Here is a 22,115-nt window from a genome sequence, read left to right on the forward strand (position 1 = left end):
CGCTCTTGGCGACCTCGATGTCCAGCTTGCCGGTGGCGAAGTAGTCCAGGAACATCAATGGCTCGGCGCCCTGGGCCAGCAGGTCGTTGACGCACATGGCCACCAGGTCGACGCCGACTGTGGCGTGCATGCCCGCATCAATGGCGATGCGCAGCTTGGTGCCGACGCCGTCGGTCGTGGTGACCAGCAACGGGTCATTGTAACCAGCTGCTTTCAGGTCAAAGAGCGCGCCGAAACCACCCAGGCTTGCCTCTGCGCCAGGACGGCGAGTGGCCTTGGCCAGGGGTTTGATCGCGTCGACGAGCGCATTGCCCGCGTCGATATCGACGCCCGCCTGGGCATAGGTAAGGCCGTTGGGCTGATCGCTCATGGTCGCTCTGGCGCTCGCTCTTAGTCTCTCGGAGGACGGGAACATCCTCCGAACTCGCGGAAATTTTGCGTCCCGGCCCAGCTTCCTGCGTCTTGACGCTTGCAGACTCGGGGGTGCGCGAGGCTATTAGCAGCGGATGAAGCCGATCACCACCACCGCCGAGCTGGCGGCGTTTTGTAATGCGCTTTCGGGCGAGCCTTTCATCGCGGTGGACACCGAGTTCATGCGCGAGACGACCTACTGGCCCAAGTTGTGCCTGATCCAGGTCGCGTCGCCCACGCACGAAGCCGTCATCGACCCGCTGGCCGACGATATCGACCTGGAGCCGCTGCTGGCCGTGATGCGCGACGAGCGCATTCTGAAGGTCTTTCACGCCGCCCGTCAGGACGTCGAGATCTTCAATAACCTGAAGGCGATGCCCAAGCCGCTGTTCGACACCCAGGTGGCGGGCATGGCGGCGGGCTTTGGCGAGCAGATCGCCTATGACGCCCTGGTCCGCCAGATGCTGCGCATCGAACTGGACAAGTCCAGCCGCTTCACCGACTGGGCGCGCCGGCCGCTGACCGAGGCGCAGCTGACCTATGCCCTGGCCGACGTCACTCACCTGGCGGCGCTGTTCCCGATCCTCCGCGAGCGCCTCGAAACCTCGGGCCGTCTAGCCTGGGTCGAGGAGGAGATGACCGCCATCTCCGACCCGGCCGCCTACGATGTCGACCCGGAAAAGGCCTGGCGCCGCCTGCGTCCGCGCAAGACGCAATCCAAGTATCTGGCCGTCTTCAAGGCCGTCGCCGCCTGGCGCGAGCGCACCGCCCAGAACCGCGACCAGCCGCGCGGCCGCATCCTGAAGGACGAGGCCATCGACGAGCTGGCGACCCAGGCGCCGACCAGCCTGGAGGCCCTGAACAACCTGCGCGGCGTGCCCAAGGGCTTTGGCGGCAGCAAGTTCGGCCCCGATCTGCTGGCCGCGATCAAGGTCGCCCTGGCCGATCCCGAAGGTTATGCTCCGGTGGTCGAAAAGTCGGGTCCCCCGCCGCCCCAGAACGCCGGGGCCGTCGTCGAGCTGCTCAAGGTGCTGCTGAAGGCGCGGGCCGAAGAGGCCGGCGTCGCTTCCAAGCTGATCGCCACGGTTTCGGATCTGGAGAAGATCGCCGCCGACGATAACGCCGCCACCCCGGCCCTGACCGGCTGGCGCCGCGACGCCTTCGGGGCCGACGCCTTGAAGATAAAGCGCGGTGAGTTGGCCCTGGTGCTGGACGGCGCCAAGGTTCGCGTGGTCGAGGTTCGTCGCGCGCCCAAGGCGAGCTGATCGTCCTGTCGCGTTCTGAGGCTGTGCTTTCGCTTGCCTCGGGCTTACGGACGGGTTGATTTGTACCCGAATCGGGCCATCTCCCGATTCGCCACCGGGCGTGTGACCTGATTTGACGGTATGACGGCGGCCGTAGAGGGCGAGGCGCGCCTGTGGGGGTTGAGTTGCGTGAATTCTGGGGGCGTCTAGCGGTCGATTATCGCGCCGCAGCGATTTCGCGCCGCCAGCAGGTTCCTCTGCGCATCTTCGTGGCCGTTTCCCTGTGCCTGATCGGGCTCACTCTGCATGGCATGCCCTTTCTGGCGCCGTGGGTTCTGGTCTATGGAGCCGCGCAGCTCCTTGAGCTTTACGCGATCCGCAGTTTCCTGGACGCCCCGGCGCCCCAGCGACGCGTTTGGTTAAACCTGACCGTCGATTTCCTGATGGGGGTGGTCTTCGGGGCGCTGGCCATTCCGTTCTGGCAGGCGGGAACCCCGGTGACATCCGCAGGGGCGATCCTGTTGTTGTCGGGCTCGGTCTTCACCGCGTTGATGGGCGCCGAAGGTTGTCTGGTCGCCTTCCTGTGCGCCGTCGCGCCGCATCTTGCTTATCTGGTCGTCACGCCATTTGTCGTGGGGGCCAGTATTGATCCCTTCCTGCCGCACTTCTTGATTGGCGTGGGACTTTTCTGTCTAACGGTCTCGCTGACCTTCCTCTGGTCGCGGCGAACCCTGCTGGCCGAACGCGCCGCGCGACGGGCGGCTGAGGCGCAGACCGCCGCCAAGTCGGCCTTCATCGCCATGGTGAGCCACGAGCTGCGCACGCCGATCAACGCCATCGTCAATGGCGCGGCCTCGCTCGACGCGGCCAGCGAGGCCGACCGATCCGCCGCGGCGCTGATCGCCGACGCCGGTCTGATGATGCGCGCCCAGCTCAATGATCTTCTGGATCTGTCGAAGATCGAAGCGGGCCGCATGGGCGTAGAGGTCGTGGATCACGACTTGAGGGCGCTGATCTCGAACACAGTTCGGTTCTGGCGTAACACCGCCCGCGCCAAGGGGCTGAGGCTTGTGCTGCGCGGCGCCGCCGCCAGCCCGCAATGGGTGCGGGGCGATCCCATGCGCGTCCGCCAGATCCTCAACAACCTGATCAGCAACGCCATCAAGTTCACCGCCGACGGCGAGGTGATGGTGACGGTCACCCCCTTGACGCGGGATGGCCGCCGCTTCGTGTCCATCGAGGTGTGCGACACCGGTCCTGGACTGACAGAGGCGCAGATCGCCCGCCTGTTTAGTCCCTACGAGCAACTGGGCCTGAAAACGACGCGGGCGTTCGGCGGCACCGGTCTTGGCCTGGCGATCAGCCGCGACCTGGCGCGTCTGATGGGTGGCGACCTGAAGGCGGCCGACGGCGGCGGAAGCGGCGCGTGCTTCACGCTGACCTTGCCCGCGCCCGAAGGCGCGCCGCCGCCAGCCATCGACGCCGCCGAGGCGGCGGCTCTGGCTACGTCGAGGCGAGCGCTATCGGTGCTGGTCGTAGACGATCACGATATCAACCGTCGCACCCTGGCGCGGATGCTGGAAGCGTTCGGCGCCGAGGTGGAAACCGCCGAAGACGCTCTGTCGGCGCTGGCGGCGGCCGAGGAGCTGACATTCGACGCCATCCTGATGGATGTGCGCATGCCGGGCATGGACGGCCTGGAGGCCTCGCGCCGCCTCCGCGAAAGCGGCGCCAATCGTGAGACGCCAATTATCGCGGTGACCGGCGCGGCCTCGCCCGTGGAGATCGCCGCCTGCCGCGAGGCGGGTATGACGGGCTGGGTGGAAAAGCCCGTCATGCCGCGGGATCTGTATGTGGCGCTATTTGGTGATGGCGGCGAGACGCCCTAGGCGCCTCTTCTATCCGCGCGCCAGCTGAGCCAGGGCCGCTCCGGCCGCCAGCCCCAGGGCGCAGAAGACACCTAGGTGGAAGATCACCCCGGCGGCCACGGTCTTGCCCACCGACCAGCCATCCTTGGCCGAGAAGGCGCGGGCGATATCGGCCTGCAGGACGCGGGCGGCGCTGGCTACCGGCGTGTCCTGATCGTTCGCCGGACGCGGGACGACGCGCGGCTCGAAGCGCGGCGAGGCGCTGGGGGGCGGGGCGATGGCGTCGAGGTAGTGGGAACGATGCTTCAGCATCCGGGGTCTCCCTGTGTCGTTCAGGAAGGCTAGAGCGGGCATGCCTAACAAAGCATGCTGAAAAGAGGCGCTAGACGTGCGTCAAGTTGTCCGGTTCCTCGTATTGAGGAAATAAAGATCAAATTAAACATAAAATACGGCGGATCTCTACCTGAGATCAATCTGAGACAATCTTCGACTTCAGTCCCAGGTGTTGCGCGGCCGTATTGGCGCGCTTGTTGGTCTGTTCGCCCAGCAGAAGGTCGGCGAAGCCCTGATCGGCGGCCAGGATGAGGTTCGCCTTGTCCAGGCTCAGGCGGGCGTGGGCCAAGAGACTGGGGCTGCGGCCAGAGAGGTCGCAGGCCAGCCGGATTGTGGCGCCCAGGGCGCGGGCGCGTTTCAGTTGGGCGGGGCTGAGCAGCCGCTCCAGCGTCGCCAGTTCCGGCGGATGGAAGTTCGTCGCGTGGCGCGCGTGGGCGGCGGCGGCCAGGAAGCAGCGCTCGGCGTGGGTCTGGCCCGCGATCGGCGCGCGCAGCACCTGCTCGAACACGAGGTCGGCGCGATGGTCCGGGTGCAGGCGCACGCCGACATCGGCCAGGCGGCAGGCGGCCGAGACCAGAACGCCGTCGCGCTCGCCAAACAGCGGCGGCAGCTCGCGGAAGGCTGGAGCGATCCAAGCGTCCAGGGCCGCGCCCAGATCGTCGGCCACGCCTTGGCGCGCCCCCAGGGCCGAGCAGCCCTCGATCAGCGGATCCAGGCTGCGCACGCGCGGCGGCATGGCCTCGAACAGCAGGCCCTCGCGCACGCCATAGGCCGAGATCTCGATGCGCTTGAGGCCCAGCTGCTCGATCAGCGTCTCCAGCACCACGGCCGCGTAGGGCAGGGTCTCCGAGCGCTTTTTGCTCATGCCTTCGATGCGTTCCAGCGAGCTCTTGGACTGGTGGGCGACCAGGCGCGCGGCCTCCAACGCCTCTGTCGCCCCGATCTCGTACTGGTGGACGACGTGCAGCGGGTAGCCCGACAGCCGCATGTGAAGCAAAGCCAGGTTCCGCCAGGCGCCGCCCACGGCGTGGAAGGTGTCGGTGCGGAAGTCGGCGGCGACGGCGGCGATGCGCTCGCGCGCCAGGCGCCGGACGCGCTCGCCGTCAAAGCCAGCGCCGATGGGGCCGGCCAGGCTGAAGGGGCCCAGCGGCAGGGTGACGCCCAGACCCGCGCCGGTCGCCGACAGGCGCACCAGTTCCAGGCTGGCCCCGCCCAGGTCGCCGACCACGCCCGTGGCGTCGGGCGCGCCGGCCAGCACGCCGACGGCGGCGTAGTGGGCTTCTTCCTCGCCCGAGAGGACGCGGACGGTGAAGCCGGTCTCCTCGCGCACGCGGCGGATGAAATCTGGGCCGTCGATGGCCTCGCGGGCGGCGGCGGTGGCGACGGCGAAGACCTCGGCCGGTCCGACGGCCTCCAGCACGGCGCGGAAGCGCTTTAGGGCCTGCAGGGTCTGGATCACGCCCTCGGGCGACAGGCGACCGGTCTTGGCGAGATCCCGGCCCAGGCCCGCCAGGACCTTCTCGTTGAAGACCGTCCAGATGGCGCGGCCTTCCAGCCGGTACACCACCAGGCGGACCGAGTTTGAACCGATATCAATCACGGCCGCGTCGCGCGGCGCCGGGAAGGGCATGGGGCGTGGTTTAGCGCATTCCCACGCCGGGGGAAGCCTCAACCGCTTGCGGAAGCGGAGTTTGCGCGCCTCCCCCCAAGACTCTAGGCCTTGCGCTTGGGTCCCACGTGGTCGAACGCGCGCGGCAGGTCGCGAGCCCCATGACCGCGGCCCGACAGGCTGGGATTGGTCATGAAGTAGTCGTGGGCCGAGAACGCGCCCTTGCTGTTCCAGGCCGGATCGCGAGCGTAGTCGCCCTCGCTGTCCAGCCGCCAGCTCTGGGCCTCGTCGTTGAGGTTGGCGACCATGATCTGGTCCAGCACCTGCTGGTGGACGGTCGGGTTCTCGACCGGGACCAGGCTCTCGACGCGGCGGTCCAGATTGCGCGGCATCCAGTCGGCCGAGCTGATGAAGAGCCGCGTCTGCGCCGAGGGCATGGCCGCGCCGTTGGCGAAAGCCAGGATGCGGGCGTGCTCCAGGAAGCGGCCGACGATCGACTTGACCCGGATGTTCTCCGACAGCCCCTTGATGCCCGGCCGCAGGCAGCAGATGCCGCGCACGACCAGGTCGATCTGCACGCCGGCTTGGCTGGCCTTGTACAGCGCGTCGATCACCTGCGGGTCGACCACCGAATTCATCTTGGCCCAGATGCCCGCCGGCTTGCCGGCCCGCGCCGCGTCCGCCTCGGTCTCGATCATCCGCAGCAAATCAGGCTTCAGCGTCATCGGCGAGAACGACAGCTTCTCCAGCCGGCCGGGCTGGGCGTAGCCGGTGATGAAGTTGAACAGCTTGCCCCCGTCGCGCCCCAGGGCCGGGTCGCAGGTGAAGAGGCTAAGGTCGGTGTAAACCCGCGCCGTCTGCGGGTGATAGTTGCCGGTGCCGAAGTGGCAGTAGGTGCGCAGGGCGTTGTCGCCCTCGCGGCGCACCACGACCGACAGCTTGGCGTGGGTCTTCCAGTCGACGAAGCCGAACACCACGTGCACGCCCGCCCTTTCCAGGTCGCGCGCCCACTTGAGGTTATTTTCCTCGTCGAAGCGGGCCTTGATCTCCACGAGGGCCGTGACGTTCTTGCCGTTGTCGGCCGCCTCGATCAGGGCCGCCACGATCGGGCTGTCCTTGGAGGTGCGATAGAGGGTCTGCTTGATCGCCAGCACGTTCGGGTCGCGCGCGGCCTGGCGCAGGAACTGCACCACCACGTCAAAGCTCTCGAACGGGTGGTGGACCAGAATGTCCTTCTCGCGGATCGCCGCGAAGCAGTCGCCGCCGTGGTCGCGGATGCGCTCGGGGAAGCGGGCGTTGAACGGCGGGAACTTCAGGTCCGGACGGTCCGGCGGGATCAGCTCGCTCATCTGGGCCAGGCCCAGCTTGCCGTCGACCAGGATCACGTCCTCGGGCTCGGCGCGCAGGCCCTCAAGGATGAAGTCGCGCAGGTCGGCCGGCATGGTGGTCTGGATCTTGACCCGCACCACCTGGCCCAGGCGACGCTTCTTCAGCCGCGCCTCGAACTCGCGCACCAGGTCCTCGGCCTCTTCCTCGATCTCAAGGTCGCTGTCGCGGACCAGGCGGAACAGGCCGCGTCCCTCGACCTCGTAGCCGGGGAACAGGTGCTCCAGGAACAGGATGATCAGGCTTTCCAGCGCCACGATCTTGCGCTGGCGCTTCTTGCCGCGCGAGACCACCGAGCTCAGCTCCCAGAACCGCCGCACCTGCTGGGGGATCGGCGCCAGGGCATACAGGTGCTTGTCGTCGGCGATGCGGCGCAGCTTCAGCGCCAGGCAGAAGCCCAGGTTCGGGATGAACGGGAACGGGTGGGCCGGGTCGATCGCCAGCGGCGTCATCACCGGGAAGATCTGGTTGGTGAAGATCTCTTCGGCCCGCGCCTTGTCCTCGCCCTCGATGTCCTTGGCGTCGAGCAGCTTCAGCCCCTCGTCCCGCAGCTGGGTGCGCAGCTGGCGCCAGATCTTCTGCTGCTCGGCCATCAGCTCGGCGGCCGAGGCGTTGATGCGGTTCAGCTGCTCGCCCGGCGTCAGGCCGTCCTGGCTGACCACCCGCACGCCCTCGCGCACCTGGCCCTTCAGGCCGGCCACGCGGACCATGTAGAATTCGTCGAGGTTGTTGGCGCTGATCGACAGGAACCTTAAGCGCTCCAGCAGCGGGTGGCGAAGATTGGAGCTCTCCTCCAGCACCCGCTGGTTGAAGGCCAGCCACGACAGTTCGCGATTGAAGAACCGCTCGGGCGAGGCCATCAGCTCGCCGTCCAGCGTCAGCCCGGAGACTTCGTCCGTCTGAGGAGCATTGGCGGCGTCGAGGGGCTTGGTCGCGGGATTGGTCATGGGATCACTATAGGCAGACTTTGTTCCGCCATGGTGAACGACGCAAGTGACGGGAAGAAGACAGGGGGTTTCCTTCTCCCCTTGCGGGAGAAGGTGGCGCGATAGCGCCGGATGAGGGGTTTCGCGGCGGACAGGGCGATCGACCCCTCATCCGTCAGCTGCGCTGACACCTTCTCCCGCAAGGGGAGAAGGGGGAACGCCTACCCCGCCTCATCCCCCTCGAAATCCCCCAGCACTTCGCGCGCCAGGGCCTTGTTCAGCTCGCGCCGCTGCTGGGCGGCGGCTTCGTCCAGCAGGTCCGCCGCCGCGATCGCCTCGGCGGCCGAGCGGGGCAGGCGCAGCAAAAGGTACGGATAGAGGTCCGGATCGGGCTTCAGCAGCCGCTGCTCGAAGGCCCGCCGCAGCACCGCCTCCAGCACCACGTCGTCGGGCGCCTCGATCGGCGCCACGCACAGCGCATTCAGCCGCGAGCGCAGGTCCGGCACGTCCGCCGTCCAGCCCACCGGGGGCGTGCGCCCCGTCAGCAGCACGGTCCCGCCGTCGACGCCGGCCATGTTGAGGATGTGGAACAGCGCTTCGTCCGACAGCGCGGTCCCTTCGGAACGCCGGTCGACGTCCTCGACCAGCACCGCCTTGCCGCGCAGGGCGGGCAGGTCGGGCGCCTCATCGCCGGTGGCCTCGATCACCACGGCGTCATGCGCCGCCGCCCAGGCCCTGGCCAGATGCGTCTTGCCCACCCCCGCCGGCCCGATCAGCGCCAGCCTTCCTTCGGGCCAGGCCGGCCAGGCCTCGACCCGGGCTGCGGCGTCGGCGTTGCTCGGCGAGACGGCGAAGTCCTCGCGAGCATAGGTCGGCGCGGCGGTCAGCGGCAGTCGGAACTGGGTGGACAACGCAAGGTCCCAGCGTGGTGAACGTCAGGACCAGGATATAGGGCGGTATGGCCCCGCTGGGGAGGTGGCGGGGGGCAGAGGTTGGGGATGGAGGGGCGGGAGGTGTGGATGGGGGAGCGTGCGCCGTCTAAGGTGTAAATTGGTGATCAGTCTAAAGGGAGAGTGCCGCAATGTGGCGGGAGAAAAATGAAATCTTCCTCGGCGGTAATCTCCAGGGTGAGCCGCTACCTGCATTGGCCGCCATATTCAATTTGATCGAGAAGCAAGGTTATCGCGATGTAGTTTTGAATTTCAAAAGTGCGTCATTTATTTCTGCTGCATATATGATGCCTATCGTAATGGTGTGTCTGAGATACAGAAGATTATCTGGTGTCGATTTCAATTTAAAAATGCCGACTAATAAGAGGTTGGCTAAGGTGATGTTGAATACTAATTGGTCCCACTATATGTGCGGTGTATATCCGAAATTTGATGATTTGAATCTGAATAATATGTCCGTTATGTCTTTTTCGGATGCCAAGGAGCATGAAAAGGCAGTCGATAAGATCGTTCACACGCTTTTGAGAGTTTTGCGTGGAGCCACTCGATCGAAAATGAAGGCGCTTGAATGGGCGTTGAACGAAATAACAGACAATGTTCTCGGTCATGCGCAATCTAGAGTTGGAGGGTTAGTGCAGGTGCTGTCCTATCCGTCTAAATCTCAAGTGGAGATGCTTGTTTGCGATGCTGGTGTGACTGTACAGAAAAGTCTTCGAGCTGGAAGGTTGGACATATCTAGCGATGAAGATGCGTTGAGAATGTCCATCATGGAGGGCGTCACGAAGAACAAAAAGACGAATATGGGAAATGGACTATACGGAACTTATAAATGTTGCGATGTGAGCGGTGGTGATTTCAGTATTATTTCTGGGAATCTCACCTTATCGGCCCGCCACGGGGAGGTTCATGTCGGGCGTCATGCTGTTCCGTACGACGGTACAATGGTCCGTGCGAGAATTCGGATGGATTATGAGGAATTGCTTGAAAATGCTTTAGTTTTTGGTGGTCGTCCTCATGATCCTGGCTTTGATTACATCGAGAAAAAGTTCCAGAGCGAGGTGCAGGGAACCCATATAAAGATGAGGGATGAGGCTACTTCCTTTGGAAGTCGTGAGATAGCGAAGCCGGTTCGAAATATAATCGAAAATCTAACCAATTTAGATGATGAGAAACTCTATGTAGATTTTGATGGAGTTGATGTTATTTCAAGTAGCTTTGCTGATGAGGTTTTTGGGATGCTTTTTATATCTTTAGGTGAGAAAAAGTTCTCCCAGAAGATTAGCATTATCAATGCAAACGATACTGTTTCAGGGCTAATTGGTCGTGCAATATCGCAGCGAAAAGCGCTTTAAGTGGAGCATTTGACTCCGCGACGTCATCAGCACGCCTGCGTCGCACACCGCGCCCCCCGCGCGGTCCCGTCCTTAAATCTCTTGGAGGCTGCAGCGTGCAGGACTGACCAAGTCAGTCCGCCGACACCGCCCCCCGGGCGGCCGCGCGGCGGCGACGCGGAGCGTCGTCCCCCGGGACCGGCTTGGCCGGCCCGAGGGTATGCCTTGAGTGACTTGGACAGCCCTGCGATCGTCTCGCCGTGAGATGTAAGGAGGGCGCCTTCTCGGGTGAGAAGGGGCTTCACGGACCTAACCAACACCCGACCTCCCCGGCGAATGCCGGGGCCCAGATACATCCGGAACGTTTTGGGGGGCGCGCCATGGGGTCTCGCGAGCGCTTCGGCGGCGGCGGGTTCGATCTGGGCCCCGGCATTCGCCGGGGAGGTCGGTGTTTATGGAGTCCTTCTCCCCTTGCGGGAGAAGGTGGCCCGCGCAGCGGGTCGGATGAGGGGTTTCTCGGCGGATCAGCTGCGAAGGAGCGGGCGAGGGCGGTGCGACCCCTCATCCGGCGCTTCGCGCCACCTTCTCCCGCAGGGGGAGAAGGACTACGTACTCCCCCATGCCTCTTTCCCCCGACATCCTGGCCTGGCGCGACGAGATCCTCCGGCCGCCGGGGCCGCTGAACGGCCTGGCGCGGGCGACGCAGCGGCGGATCAACCGGATGATCCCCGAGAAGGTCCACGCCGCCATCACCACGGCGATCGAGGGCATGACGCGGGGCATGCTGACCGGCTCGGATTTCATGACCGGCGCGCCTCAGATCGGCCTGTCGCTGGACGAGCGGCGGGCGCGGGCGGCCAAGGCGATCGACGGCTGGAAGAAGACGGCCGCCGTCGAAGGCGGGGTGACCGGGGCCGGGGGCTTCCTGGCGGCGGCGGCCGACTTCCCGCTGCTGATGAGCTTCAAGATCAAGCTGTTGTTCGAGATCGCCGCGATCTTCGGCCACGACGGGACGCAGCTTCCCGAGCGCTTGTTCATCCTGCACATCTTCGAGCTGGCGTTCTCGGACGCCGAGCACCGCGCGCGGGTGATGGACGCGATGCAGGACTGGGACTTGAAGGGCCATCCGACCCATCTCGACGACTTCGACTGGCGCGCCTTCCAGCAGCAGTACCGCGACCACATTGATCTGGCGAAACTGGCCCAGTTCCTGCCCGTGGTCGGCGCGCCGCTGGGGGCCATTGTGAATTGGCGGCTGGTGGAGCGGCTGGGGCATACGGCGGTGATGGCGTATCGGATGCGGGCGGAGCAGGGCCGGCCAGCGCCGCAGGCCCCCACCTGACCACGCTCTGCGTGGTCGTCCGCCCCCAAAGGGGGCGGAAGGTGCGCGCCCCTTCTTCCCCCTCCGGGGGAGGAGCGCCGCAGGCGCGGAGGGGGCAAGTACGAGCGTTCGCGGGGCTCCATCATCCGCGTATCCGGAAACGACCCCAACGATTTCAACCACTTCCCACTTTTACACGCTGCTCTATCATCCGCGTTGAAACCGCCCTTATGCTCTAACCACCTCGTCGCGAGGAAAGGGCGCATGGCCAGCGACCATTTGCGGCGGCGGGGGGCGATCGAGCGGGGACAGGTTCGAGGGGGATACTCGGACGGTCCGGGGATGAGCTTGCTGGGCTCACCCGCCCGCCGTCGGCGTGGTTGGAGGCAAAAGGGCGTGTTTGGCTGAAAGCCCGTCCTCTCCGACCGCTGGGGTTCTCGGAAACGGGAGGCCCAGCTCCCGGTAAGGCCCAAACAGGGCCACCTGACGGGACGCTGGCGGATAACGGTCGCGCGGAGCGTCGGGCTTCGTCGAAACGGTATTTATTCAATTCTTCCGGACGGATGTCCGGCGCTCCGCGTCCCTTTCCATCCCTTCAGCGGGAAACCGCGTGAAGTGGCGGGGGTGCGCGTGCGTTCAAAATCCTCCCCCCAGCGGGGGAGGTGTCGGCTCGAAGAGACGACGGAGGGGGAAGAGGCAAGCTCAGTAGAACTTCCCCCTCCGGCGCTTCGCGCCACCTCCCCCGCTGGGGGGAGGATTTTAGAGATCCAGATCCGCCGTCGCGAACTCGGCGTTCTCCTGGATGAAGCGGAAGCGCAGCTCGGGCTTGCGGCCCATCAGGGTCTCGACCAGTTCCTCGACGCTTTCCTCGTGGCGGGGCAGGGTGACGCGGGCCAGGGTGCGTTTCTTGGGGTCCATGGTGGTCTCCTTCAGCTGGGAGGCCATCATCTCGCCCAGGCCCTTGAAGCGGCCGATCTCGGGCTTCTTGCCCTTGAACACCGTGGCCAAGAGCTCGTCCTTGTGGGCGTCGTCGCGGGCGTACTCGCTCTTGCCGCCGTGGGCGATGCGGTACAGGGGCGGCAGGGCCAGATACAGGTGACCCTGGCGGATCACGTCCGGCATGGTCCGGTAGAAGAAGGTGATCAACAGGCTGGCGATGTGGGCGCCGTCGACGTCGGCGTCGGTCATGATGATGATGCGGTCGTAGCGGAGGTCTTCCTCGCGATACTTGTTCCCGCCCTGGGCTCCCAGGGCCAGCATCAGGTCCGACAGCTCCTTGTTGGCGGTGAACTTCTCGCCGCTGGCCGAGGCCACGTTCAGGATCTTGCCGCGCAGGGGCAGGATCGCCTGGTACTTGCGGTCGCGGGCCTGCTTGGCCGAGCCGCCGGCGCTGTCGCCTTCGACGATGAACAGCTCGGCGCCGTCGACCGCCCCGCCGGCGCAGTCGGCCAGCTTGCCGGGCAGGCGCAGCTTGCGGGTCGCGCTGGCGCGGGTGACTTCCTTGTCCTTGCGGCGCTTGAGGCGCTCCTCGGCCCGCTCGATGACGAATTCCAGCAGGGCCTGGGCGTTCTTGGGGCTGGAGGACAGCCACAGGTCGAACGGGTCGCGCAGAGCCGCCTCGACGAAGCGCTGGGCCTCGCTGGTGGAGAGCTTTTCCTTGGTCTGGCCCTGGAACTCGGGGTTCTTGATGAACACCGAGATCAGAGCCCCGGCCTGGGCGACGACGTCGTCGGCGGTGATGATCGTCCCGCGCTTCTCGCCCTTGAGGTCGGCATAGGCCTTGAGCCCCCGCGTCAGGGCGGCGCGGAAGCCGCTCTCGTGGGTGCCGCCTTCGGGGGTGGGCACGGTGTTGCAGTACGACTGCATGAAGCCGTCGTGCTCGCCAAAGCCCTGGGGCGTCCAGGTCACGGCCCACTCGACCGCGCCGGCCTCGCCCTGGCGCTCGATGCGGCCCGAGAAGCTTTCGGGCGTGACGGTGGTCAGGCCCTTGGCGCGCTCGGCCAGGAAGTCGGCCAGGCCGTTGGGGAAGTGGAAGGTGGCCTCGGGCGGGGTCTGGTCATGGATGCGGGAGGGATCGCAGGACCATTTGATCTGCACGCCGCGGAACAGATAGGCCTTGGACCGGGCCATGCGGTACAGGCGGGCGGGTTTGAAATTGGTCCCGTCGCCGAAGATCTCGTCGTCGGGCTTGAAGCGCACCATGGTGCCCTTCTTCTTCGACGGCGCGATCTGCTGGATCGGACCCAGCGGTTTGCCGCGCGAGAACACCTGGAGGTGCTCGAAGCCGTCGCGCCAGACGGTGACCTCGACGCGCTCGGACAGGGCGTTGACGACGGAGGCGCCGACGCCGTGCAGGCCGCCGGAGGTCTCGTAAGCCTTGCCCGTGAACTTACCGCCGGCGTGCAAGACGGTCATGATGACCTCCAGCGCCGACTTGCCGGGGTACTTGGGGTGCGGGTCGACGGGCATGCCGCGACCGTCGTCCTTGACCGACAGGAAGCCGTCGGCGTCGAGCTTGACCTCGATGGTCTTGGCAAAGCCGGCCACGGCCTCGTCCATCGAGTTGTCGAGGACTTCGGCGAACAGGTGGTGCAGGGCCCGCTCGTCGGTGCCGCCGATGTACATGCCCGGCCGCTTGCGGACCGGCTCCAGGCCTTCCAGCACCTCGATGTCGGCGGCCGAGTACTCGCCGGGCGCGCTGGCCTTGGCGGCGGGGGCCTTGGTCGAGGGTGGCGGCGGCGGGATCGGACGCGGCGTCGCCTCGACGCGCGGCTCCACGCTGCTTTGCAGCGGCGCGGCCGGAACCGGGGCGAGGGCGTCGTCGTCGCCAAACAGGGAGGGGGTCTTATCGGAGGATGACATCAGGGGAAGTCTAGGCGATTCGAACGCGGGGGCCTCGTATGGCCGCGACGGCTTCCCCTGAAAAGAGAAATCCGCCCCCAGCAAGCCGGGGGCGGATCTCGCGATAAGGCGGAAGGCTTAGCGATAGGCCGGAGGATAGCCGCCCTGGTCGCTGGCGACGTAGCGGGCCTTCAGCTGCTCGTGGCGGCCGTCCTTGGGCTGTTCGACGCCGCCGATCAGGACGCTGGTCGGCCAGCTGGTGGTCTCCAGCGGGTCGCCGTTCCAGACCACGACGTCGGCCAGCTTGCCGACTTCGAGCGAGCCCACCTTGCCGTCCTGACCCCAGATCTTGGCCGGAACCAGGGTCACGGCGGCCAGAGCGGCCGAGTAGGGCAGGCCGTTAGCCACCGCCAGGCCGGCGTTCAGGCGCTCCTGACGCAGGTTGTTGAAGTCTCGCGAGCCGTTGATCGCCACGCTGACGCCGGCGGCGTGCAGGCGGGCTGCGTTGTCGAGGCGCGAGCCCAGGGTCTCGAAGCTGCCGGGCAGGTCGTCCTGCGGATCGAGGATGACCGGCACGCCGGCCTTGGCGATCTCGGCCGCGACCATCCAGCCTTCCTCGACGCCTTCGAGGACGATCTTGATCTTCTCCTCGGCCGCTAGCTTCAGCGCCTGGCGGATGTCGGCGGCGCGGGAGACGCGGATCAGCAGCGGGGTCTTGCCCTGCACGACCGGGATCAGGGCCTGAAGGTCCAGGCGCGAGAGACCGAAGTCGCGGGTGGCGCCTTGCTCGAAGGCCGCGCGGCGGGCGGCGAAGGCGCGGGCGTCTTCGAGGGCCGAGCGGATCAAGACGAGGTTGGCGCCGCGCGAGCCGCCCGCCGCCCGAGCGCCGCTTTCGCCCAACGAGACAGTGACGGCTAGTTTCGAGGCCTCGACGATGTCGGGCGAGCCCGCCTTCAGGCGGATGAACGCCGCCTGGCCGCCGAACAGCGGCGGATCGCCGTCGCCGTGGGCGCCGGCGGTCATCTCCTCGACCACGCCGTCGTCGGCGTGCTCGTGGGCGCCGCCGCCGCTCCCGCTCAGCACCGGCGTCACCGCCGAACTGGTGATCCCGCCGTCACGGGCCAGGCCCAGGAAGGTCGAGGCCGGGTTGATCCCGTAGCTGATGTCGAAGGCGGCCGACAGCGCATTGCCGGTGCCGTCGTCGCGGGTTTCACGCACGCCGCTGATCTCGGAGGCCCCGAGGTTCGAGGAGGGGGCGATGAAACCCGGCGTGACGACGCCGCCCTTGGCGTCGATCACCTTGGCGCCGGCCGGAACCGTGACCTTGGCGCCGAGAGCGGCGATCTTGCCGTCCTTGATGACCAGGGTCCCGTTCGGGATCGCGGCGCTGGAGACCGGCTCGATGCGGGCGTTGACGATGGCCACCGTCTGGGCGGCCGCCGGAAGGGCCAGCGCGCAGGCGGCGCTGGCGAGAAGCAGAGACCGGATCATCAGTTGAACGCTCCCTGGCCGGGCTGGCCGAGCTCGAAATCGGACTTGGGCTGGAAGCGCGCGTCCTTGCGGTCATAGACCAGCGCGCCGTCGATGAAGACCTTCTCGGCCTGGGCGTAGACGCTGAACGGGTCGCGGCTCCAGACGACGATGTCGGCGGCCTTGCCGGGCTCGAGGCTGCCGGTCTTGTCGGCGATGCCCATGGCCTTGGCTGGGTTGGCGGTGATCCACTTGATCGCCTCGGCGCGAGGGATGTCGATGCCAAGCTTGGCGCCAGCGGCCATGGCGATGGCGGCCTCCTGGTTCAGCCGCTGGGTCATGATCGGATCATCGGAGTGGATCACGGCGCAGGCGCCGTTCTTCCAGAGGATCGCGGCGTTGGCGTCGATGCCGTCCAGGCTCTCCATCTTGAAACCGGTCCAAGAGGCCCAAGTAGCCGAGCAGATGTCTTCCTTGGCCAGAAGCGGCGCGATCTTGTAGCTCTCGATCGCGTGGTGGAACATCGTGATCTTGTAGCCGAACTCTCTGGCGATATCGATCATCACCGCTTCTTCATCGGCCCGGTAGCAGTGGTTTTGGACTAGGATTTCGCCCTTCAGGACACCCGCCAGGGTTTCGAGTTGCAGGTCGCGCTTTGGCGCGTCCGCCTTTTCCCCCTTTGAGGTCTTGGCGCGGTAGTCATCCCACTTACGAGCGTAGTCGGCCGCGTCGATCCATGCCTTGCGGTAGCCGAAGACATTACCCATCGCGGTTGAAGGCGATCGGCCCCGTCCGCCGTAGACCCGCTTGGGGTTCTCGCCGCAGGCCATCTTCAGGCCGTAAGGAGCTTCGGGGAACTTCATGCCCTGCATGGTCAAGGACGGAACGTTCTTGAGCGTCACTGAGCGGCCACCGAACAGGTTGGCCGAACCAGGCAAAATCATCAACGTCGTGACGCCGCCGGCGCGAGCGCGATTGAAGCCTGGGTCTTGCGGCCAGACCGAATGCTCGGCCCAAACCTGGGCGGTGTTCGGATCGGTGGCTTCGTTGCCATCCGAGCGCGCGGATACGCCAGGTGACGGGTAGACTCCGAGGTGGCTGTGGGCGTCGATGACGCCGGGCGTGATCCACTTGCCGGTGGCGTCGACCTTGACCACGTCGCCCGGGATCGGGGTGTCGGGCCCGCCGACGGCGACGATCTTGCCGCCCGAGGCGATGACCACGCCGTTGTCGATCTGCTGGCCGGCGGCGGTCAGCACGGTCGCGCCTACGAAGGCGGTCGGACGCGACGGAAGCGGATTGTAGGTCGAGGGGAAGCCGCTGGAGGCTTGGCCATCTAGGCCCTTGGGAAGCGGTTTAGCCTCCGCTTTCTCGGCGGGCTTGGCGTTCGCTTGGCTGGACTTGGCGGGCGCGCCAGTTCCGGTGGTCGCGCAGGCCGAAAGCCCCAGCGCGAGCAGGCTCGCGGCGGTCGCCGCGTAACGCCATCTGATCATGAAAAACCCCGACTCTCGAAGAGGGGGGAAGGACAAACGAAAAGGCGCGGCTTATCAAGCCGGACAATGTTCGGTGGAGCGCGTATTAGGCAAAAAACGTGCACGCGCGCCGCGCTACCAGATTGTCGCCCATTGTGCCGGCTGCTGACAGGATGAGGCGCGTGTCGAGCGATGCTGGCGACGAATGGAGGGGATATGATGATGGACACGAAGATGGCCAGGCGAGAAGCGCTCGCGACCGGGCTGGCCGCCGCCGCCTTTTCCGGCGCCGCGCAATCGCAGGAGAGAAAGCCCATGTACGGACTGATCGGCCAGATGCTGGCCGCGCCAGGCAAGCGTGACGACTTGCTGGCGATCCTGGCCGAGGGAACAGACGGCATGCCTGGTTGCCTGAGCTATGTGATCGCCAAGGATCCGACCAAGGCCGACGCGCTCTGGATCACAGAGGTCTGGACTGGCAAGGACGCTCACGCCGCGTCTCTCAAGCTGCCAGCGGTGCAGGCGGCAATCGCGAAAGCCCGGCCCATCATCGCGGGCTTTCCCCAGCACTTCGAAACCGAGCCCGTGATCGGGCAGGGCCTGAAGCTCTGATCAAAGAAAAAGGCCGCGGATCGCTCCGCGGCCTTCGTCATTTCGAGGTCTCTTCGACCTTAGAAGCGAGCGTCGATCGACACGCCGACCACGCGCGGTTCGTTGACGAACGCGGTCAGGTTGTTGAAGTCGATCGCGCCCTTGATGTTGCTTTCGTTGGTGATGTTGCGGGCGAAAGCCGCCACTTCCCAGCCGCCTTCCTTGTTGGCGTAGCCCAGCTTCAGGCCGCCCTCGAAGTCGCCCTTCGTGTAGAACTCCTTCGACTGGTACAGGAAGATGTTGGTGTAGCCCTGCACCTTCCAGTCCGTGTAGGCGAACAGCTCGCCCGAGGCGATCGGGTAGCTGTAGCGCGCGGTGAAGTCGAAGGTGTATTTCGGCGCGTTCGGGAACGGGTTGCCATTCACGAGAGCCAGGCCGGCAGCGGTAAGCGAGTCGGTGACGGTGCAGGCGGCGCAAGCCGCGACGGCCAGCGTCTTGTCCTTGATCTTGGTGTGCGCGTAGCTGTAGCCGGCGGTCACGACGAGGTTTGGGGTGACGACGAATTCGCTATCCAGTTCCAGGCCATAGGCCTCGCCCTTCTTGGCGTTGATCAGGCGGTTGGAGTTGCTGCCACCGCCGACGGCGCTGAACTGCGGGTCGTCGATCGTGTAGGTGAAGACCGCGCCGTTCAGGCGGACGCGGCGGTCGAACAGCTCGCTCTTCAGGCCCACCTCGTAGGACATGATCGTCTCGGACTTGGCGGCCGAAGCCGGCGAGCCGAAGGCGATGTCACGACCCTGGATCGACGGACCGCGGAAGCCCGAGGCGACCTTGGCGTAGACGCTGACGTCCTCTTGCAGCTTATAGAAAGCCGAAAGGTCCCACGTCAGTTTCGAGTCAGACACCGACACTGACGGAGCCCTGTTGGGGCCCGAAACGACGTTCATGTCCTTGTCGTCGTCCGTGTAGCGCAGGCCGCCGGTTAGGGTCAGTTGGTCGTTGACGGCGTAGGAGGTCTGGCCGAACAACGCCCAGGCCTTGTTCTTCTGGCGCAGCGTGGTTGCGGGCATGAAGAACGGATCGGTGCGGATGTCGTACTTGGTATCGAAGTAGAAGCCGCCGACCTGCCAGCTCAGCGGGCCATCGGTATCGCTGGCCAGGCGGACTTCCTGGGTCCACTGGAACAGGTTCTTGATGCCGTCACGGGTGTTCGACTGGAACGGGATGAAGCCCGGGCCTGTCGGATTGCCGCCGTCGATATCGCCCAGGCTGGAGCCGTGGGTGTTCTCATAAGCGGTGATCGAGGTCAGCTTAGCGCCGTCGAAGTCGTACTGGATGTTCGCCGAGGCGCCGGCGCCCTTGTAGTTCTGCGGGTTATTGGCGGTGTTGTCGTAGGCGACCTCATCGCGCTTGTAGTTACCGTTCAGCTTGTTAGAGCCTTTGGTCAGCACGTTGGCGCGGAAAACGGCGGCTGTGCCGTCCAGGTCGCGCGTGTGGACGTTGAACAGGGCCGACAGCTTATCGGTTGGCGTGAACAGCAGCTGCAGACGGGCTGCCTTTTCGTTGAAGCCGCCCAGCGTGTTGGGCTTCTTGGTGTAGGTGTTGTCGATCCAGTCGTCACGACGTTGGAGCAGGACCGAAGCGCGGGCCGCGATCTTACCCGGGACGATGGCCCAGCCGAGGCCGCCGTCGAAGGTGAAGGTGTTGTAGCTGCCATAGGAGGCCGAGGCGCGGCCTTTGGTTTCATCCGACGGTTTGATCGTGTCGAACTTGACGATGCCGGCAGTCGTGTTTCGGCCGAACAGAGTACCCTGGGGGCCGCGCAGCACTTCGACCTGTTCGATGTCGTAGATCGGCGAGCTCTTCAGCACGACGTTCTCGAGGACAACTTCGTCCTGGATGATCGAGACCGGTTGCGAGGCGGCCAGGTCGAAGTCAGCGTTGCCGAGGCCGCGAATGTAGAAGCGCGGCGCGGCGCGGCCGTTCGAGGACTCGGCGTAGAGGCCCGGAGCCTTGGCCGACAGGGCCAGGATGTCCTCGCCGGCGGCGAAGGTCGATTGCAGCTTTTCACCGCTGATCGCGGCCACGGAGACCGGCACGTCCTGCAGGTTCTCGCTACGCTTCTGGGCCGTGATGATGATTTCGCCGACCTTGGTGTCCTGAGCGAAAGCCGCCGGGGCGGCCGCCATTGCGGAGGCCAGGGCCGTCAGGCCGCATGACAGCGTCAGGGCGCGACGAAGGGAGCTGTTGAGCTTGGGCATGGAGAGATCCTGTTGTGATCTTGCGGCGCCGCGTCACTCGTTGTGGCTTGAGCTTTGGCGGCGATTCCGTTTGCGCTGCGATAGGCCAAGTTTCGGCCTCGCGGATATCTCGCGCCACGCGATTTGGATCGGAAAGGGGCGATTGCGTCGCTTCTGTTGCGAAGTTGCGACATTTTTGTTCAGCTGCTGCTTATAAGTAATAAATCATTCTCGGTCATCGCGGCCGCTCTTCTTTCGGCGCGCAACGAAAAAGGGCCGAGATCGCTCTCCGGCCCTTCGTCTGTCTTTAGGCTGTCGCCCTTAGCACTTGTAGTACATGTCGAATTCGACGGGGTGCGGGTGCAGTTGCAGACGCATCACCTCTTCCATCTTCAGCTCGATGTAGCTGTCGATGAAATCGTCATCCATGACGCCGCCGGCCTTCAGGAAGGCGCGGTCCTTGTCCAGGCTTTCCAGGGCTTCGCGCAGCGAGCCGCAGACTTCCGGGATCTTCTTCTGCTCGCGGGGCGGCAGGTCATAGAGGTTCTTGTCGGCCGGAGCGCCCGGGTCGATCTTGTTGATGATGCCGTCCAGGCCGGCCATCAGCAGGGCGACGAAGGTCAGGTACGGGTTGCCCATCGGGTCGGGGAAGCGGGCTTCCAGGCGCTTGGCCTTGGGCGAATCGACGTGCGGGATGCGGATCGAGGCCGAGCGGTTGCGCGAGCTGTAGGCCAGCTTCACCGGGGCTTCGTAGCCGGGCACCAGGCGCTTGTACGAGTTCGTCGTCGAGTTCGAGAACGCGTTGATCGCCTTGGCGTGCTTGATGATGCCGCCGATGTACCACAGGCATTCTTGGCTCAGGCCAGCGTACTTGTCGCCAGCGAACAGCGGCTTGCCATCTTGCCAGATCGACTGGTGAACGTGCATGCCCGAACCGTTGTCGGCGAACATCGGCTTGGCCATGAAGGTGGCCGTCTTGCCGTAGGCGGCCGCGACATTGTGGATGACGTACTTATAGAGCTGCATCCGGTCGGCCATGACGACCATGGTGTCGAACTTCAGGCCGAGTTCGTGCTGGGCGGGCGCCACCTCGTGGTGGTGCTTTTCCGGCTTCATGCCCAGCTCGCCCATGACGGCCAGCATTTCGCCGCGCAGATCCTGGCAGCTGTCGACCGGGTTCACCGGGAAGTAGCCGCCCTTCGGACCCGGACGGTGGCCCATGTTGCCTTCCGGATATTCCTTGGCCGAATTCACCGGCAGTTCGCTGGAGTCGTACGAGTAGCCGGTGTTGTTCGGCGCAGTCGACCAACGGACGTCGTCGAAGATGAAGAACTCGGCTTCCGGACCAAAATAGACGGTGTCGCCCACGCCGGCCGACTTCACGTAGTTCAGCGCGGCCTTGGCGATCGAGCGCGGGTCGCGGTTGTAGGGGGTGCCGTCATCCGGGTTCACGACGTCGCAGAACAGGGCCAGCGTCGTCTGCTGATAGAAGGGGTCGATGATCGCGCTCGACAGGTCGGGGCGCAGCTTCATGTCCGACTCGTTGATGGCCTTCCAGCCGGCGATCGACGAGCCGTCGAACATGGTGCCGTCATTCAGGAAGTCATCGTCGACCAGGTCGATGTCGAACGTGACGTGCTGCAGCTTGCCGCGAACGTCGGTGAAGCGGACGTCGACGTACTTGACGTCCTTTTCCTTGATCAGGTTCAGGATATCCTTGGCGGTGGTCATTCCGTATCCCCTTTGTAGAACTCTCGTAGGTGTTGTCGGTCAGGCCTAGACAGCGGCCGGACCGTTTTCTCCGGTTCGGATGCGGATCACTTCCGCGATTTCCGAGACGAAAATCTTGCCGTCGCCGATACGGCCCGTACGGGCGGCGCGGGTGATGGCTTCAAGCGCGGGATCGAGTTGGCTGTCCTCGACGACCACCTCGACCTTGATCTTGGGGAGGAAGTCCACGACGTACTCGGCGCCGCGATAGAGCTCGGTGTGGCCCTTCTGGCGGCCATAGCCCTTGGCTTCGAGCACGGTCATGCCTTGGACGCCCATGTCCTGCAGGGCCTCCTTCACCTCATCCAGCTTGAACGGCTTGATGATGGCTTCGATCTTCTTCATCGGTTCC

Annotated in this window: 16 protein-coding genes and 4 pseudogenes; 7 read left to right on the forward strand and 13 right to left on the reverse strand. The window is 65.3% G+C overall.

All coding sequences use genetic code 11. The features are described from left to right. Positions 1-370: AIR synthase related protein (locus CSW59_RS03875; RefSeq protein WP_236632152.1), on the reverse strand; the 370-nt coding region annotated here is incomplete at its 3' end. 136 nt (positions 371-506) lie between these two features. Here CSW59_RS03875 and rnd point away from each other — a divergent pair. Then, positions 507-1,676 (forward strand): ribonuclease D, encoded by a 1,170-nt coding sequence (gene rnd, locus CSW59_RS03880; RefSeq protein ID WP_099442801.1) that lies wholly within the window; start codon positions 507-509, stop codon positions 1,674-1,676. Positions 1,677-1,828: 152 nt separating this feature from the next. Continuing rightward, entirely contained in the window at positions 1,829-3,544 is a 1,716-nt protein-coding gene (locus CSW59_RS03885; protein WP_099442802.1) for a response regulator, read from the forward strand. A 9-nt stretch (positions 3,545-3,553) separates the two neighbouring features. Here the strand turns inward: CSW59_RS03885 and CSW59_RS03890 are convergent, their stop codons facing one another. The 4 genes from CSW59_RS03890 to CSW59_RS03905 form a co-directional block, all read right to left on the reverse strand. Beyond that, a complete protein-coding gene (locus CSW59_RS03890; protein ID WP_099442803.1) occupies positions 3,554-3,835 on the reverse strand; it encodes a hypothetical protein in 282 nt (93 codons plus the stop codon). Positions 3,836-3,992: 157 nt separating this feature from the next. Next, the gene (locus CSW59_RS03895) at positions 3,993-5,486 is read right to left on the reverse strand and encodes a Ppx/GppA phosphatase family protein (RefSeq protein WP_099442804.1); all 1,494 of its coding nucleotides are present in this window, start codon (positions 5,484-5,486) and stop codon (positions 3,993-3,995) included. An 83-nt stretch (positions 5,487-5,569) separates the two neighbouring features. Continuing rightward, positions 5,570-7,798: an RNA degradosome polyphosphate kinase gene (locus CSW59_RS03900; RefSeq protein WP_099442805.1), complete on the reverse strand. Its 2,229-nt coding sequence runs from the start codon at positions 7,796-7,798 to the stop codon at positions 5,570-5,572. Positions 7,799-7,998: 200 nt separating this feature from the next. After that, positions 7,999-8,688 carry a chromosomal replication initiator DnaA gene (locus tag CSW59_RS03905; protein ID WP_099442806.1) on the reverse strand — a complete coding sequence of 230 codons (690 nt, stop codon included), beginning with the start codon at positions 8,686-8,688 and terminating at the stop codon, positions 7,999-8,001. 170 nt (positions 8,689-8,858) lie between these two features. Between CSW59_RS03905 and CSW59_RS03910 the strand changes: the two genes are divergently transcribed. Continuing rightward, the gene (locus CSW59_RS03910; RefSeq protein WP_099442807.1) at positions 8,859-10,079 is read left to right on the forward strand and encodes an STAS-like domain-containing protein; all 1,221 of its coding nucleotides are present in this window, start codon (positions 8,859-8,861) and stop codon (positions 10,077-10,079) included. A 300-nt stretch (positions 10,080-10,379) separates the two neighbouring features. Here CSW59_RS03910 and CSW59_RS21160 read toward each other — a convergent pair. After that, a pseudogene (locus CSW59_RS21160) lies at positions 10,380-10,491 on the reverse strand (hypothetical protein); the annotation flags it as partial. A gap of 186 nt (positions 10,492-10,677) precedes the next feature. Between CSW59_RS21160 and CSW59_RS03915 the strand changes: the two are divergent. The 3 genes and pseudogenes from CSW59_RS03915 to CSW59_RS21165 form a co-directional block, all read left to right on the forward strand. After that, the gene (locus CSW59_RS03915) at positions 10,678-11,400 is read left to right on the forward strand and encodes an EcsC family protein (protein WP_099442808.1); all 723 of its coding nucleotides are present in this window, start codon (positions 10,678-10,680) and stop codon (positions 11,398-11,400) included. Between the two features lie 17 nt (positions 11,401-11,417). Continuing rightward, positions 11,418-11,493: pseudogene (locus CSW59_RS21735) on the forward strand (hypothetical protein); the annotation flags it as partial. Between the two features lie 125 nt (positions 11,494-11,618). Then, positions 11,619-11,759, forward strand: a pseudogene (locus CSW59_RS21165) (hypothetical protein); the annotation flags it as partial. Between the two features lie 70 nt (positions 11,760-11,829). Here CSW59_RS21165 and CSW59_RS21740 read toward each other — a convergent pair. The 4 genes and pseudogenes from CSW59_RS21740 to CSW59_RS03940 form a co-directional block, all read right to left on the reverse strand. Further along, a pseudogene (locus CSW59_RS21740) lies at positions 11,830-12,085 on the reverse strand (hypothetical protein); the annotation flags it as partial. A gap of 53 nt (positions 12,086-12,138) precedes the next feature. Next, positions 12,139-14,241 (reverse strand): DNA topoisomerase IV subunit B, encoded by a 2,103-nt coding sequence (gene parE / locus CSW59_RS03930; RefSeq protein ID WP_099442809.1) that lies wholly within the window; start codon positions 14,239-14,241, stop codon positions 12,139-12,141. Positions 14,242-14,358: 117 nt separating this feature from the next. After that, positions 14,359-15,711, reverse strand: coding sequence for an amidohydrolase family protein (locus CSW59_RS03935; protein ID WP_099442810.1), 1,353 nt, complete (start codon positions 15,709-15,711; stop codon positions 14,359-14,361). Then, a complete protein-coding gene (locus CSW59_RS03940) occupies positions 15,711-17,183 on the reverse strand; it encodes an amidohydrolase (RefSeq protein WP_099442811.1) in 1,473 nt (490 codons plus the stop codon). Before CSW59_RS03940 ends, CSW59_RS03935 begins: the two co-directional genes overlap by 1 nt. Positions 17,184-17,354: 171 nt before the next feature. Here CSW59_RS03940 and CSW59_RS03945 point away from each other — a divergent pair, with 171 nt between their 5' ends. Further along, positions 17,355-17,774, forward strand: a complete 420-nt coding sequence (locus tag CSW59_RS03945) for a putative quinol monooxygenase (protein ID WP_236632153.1) — start codon at positions 17,355-17,357, stop codon at positions 17,772-17,774. 59 nt (positions 17,775-17,833) lie between these two features. Here CSW59_RS03945 and CSW59_RS03950 read toward each other — a convergent pair whose 3' ends face one another. From CSW59_RS03950 to CSW59_RS03960, 3 genes are all read right to left on the reverse strand, one after another. Continuing rightward, positions 17,834-20,014, reverse strand: a complete 2,181-nt coding sequence (locus tag CSW59_RS03950; RefSeq protein ID WP_099442812.1) for a TonB-dependent receptor — start codon at positions 20,012-20,014, stop codon at positions 17,834-17,836. A gap of 300 nt (positions 20,015-20,314) precedes the next feature. Beyond that, positions 20,315-21,724, reverse strand: a complete 1,410-nt coding sequence (glnA, locus tag CSW59_RS03955) for a type I glutamate--ammonia ligase (RefSeq protein ID WP_099442813.1) — start codon at positions 21,722-21,724, stop codon at positions 20,315-20,317. Positions 21,725-21,769: 45 nt separating this feature from the next. Next, positions 21,770-22,108: a P-II family nitrogen regulator gene (locus CSW59_RS03960; protein ID WP_013079372.1), complete on the reverse strand. Its 339-nt coding sequence runs from the start codon at positions 22,106-22,108 to the stop codon at positions 21,770-21,772. Positions 22,109-22,115: the final 7 nt, after the last annotated feature.

Origin of the sequence: Caulobacter sp. BP25 (genome assembly GCF_002737755.1) — a bacterium.
Lineage (GTDB): Bacteria > Pseudomonadota > Alphaproteobacteria > Caulobacterales > Caulobacteraceae > Caulobacter.

Coding starts and splice junctions, on each gene's coding strand:
- rnd (WP_099442801.1), top strand. CDS start 507: ATGAAGCCGATCACCACCACCGCCGAGCTGGCGGCGTTTTGTAATGCG.
- CSW59_RS03890 (WP_099442803.1), bottom strand. CDS start 3,835: ATGCTGAAGCATCGTTCCCACTACCTCGACGCCATCGCCCCGCCCCCC.
- CSW59_RS03895 (WP_099442804.1), bottom strand. CDS start 5,486: ATGCCCTTCCCGGCGCCGCGCGACGCGGCCGTGATTGATATCGGTTCA.
- CSW59_RS03900 (WP_099442805.1), bottom strand. CDS start 7,798: ATGACCAATCCCGCGACCAAGCCCCTCGACGCCGCCAATGCTCCTCAG.
- CSW59_RS03910 (WP_099442807.1), top strand. CDS start 8,859: ATGTGGCGGGAGAAAAATGAAATCTTCCTCGGCGGTAATCTCCAGGGT.
- CSW59_RS03915 (WP_099442808.1), top strand. CDS start 10,678: ATGCCTCTTTCCCCCGACATCCTGGCCTGGCGCGACGAGATCCTCCGG.
- parE (WP_099442809.1), bottom strand. CDS start 14,241: ATGTCATCCTCCGATAAGACCCCCTCCCTGTTTGGCGACGACGACGCC.
- CSW59_RS03935 (WP_099442810.1), bottom strand. CDS start 15,711: ATGATCCGGTCTCTGCTTCTCGCCAGCGCCGCCTGCGCGCTGGCCCTT.
- CSW59_RS03940 (WP_099442811.1), bottom strand. CDS start 17,183: ATGATCAGATGGCGTTACGCGGCGACCGCCGCGAGCCTGCTCGCGCTG.
- CSW59_RS03945 (WP_236632153.1), top strand. CDS start 17,355: ATGCTGGCGACGAATGGAGGGGATATGATGATGGACACGAAGATGGCC.
- CSW59_RS03950 (WP_099442812.1), bottom strand. CDS start 20,014: ATGCCCAAGCTCAACAGCTCCCTTCGTCGCGCCCTGACGCTGTCATGC.
- glnA (WP_099442813.1), bottom strand. CDS start 21,724: ATGACCACCGCCAAGGATATCCTGAACCTGATCAAGGAAAAGGACGTC.
- CSW59_RS03960 (WP_013079372.1), bottom strand. CDS start 22,108: ATGAAGAAGATCGAAGCCATCATCAAGCCGTTCAAGCTGGATGAGGTG.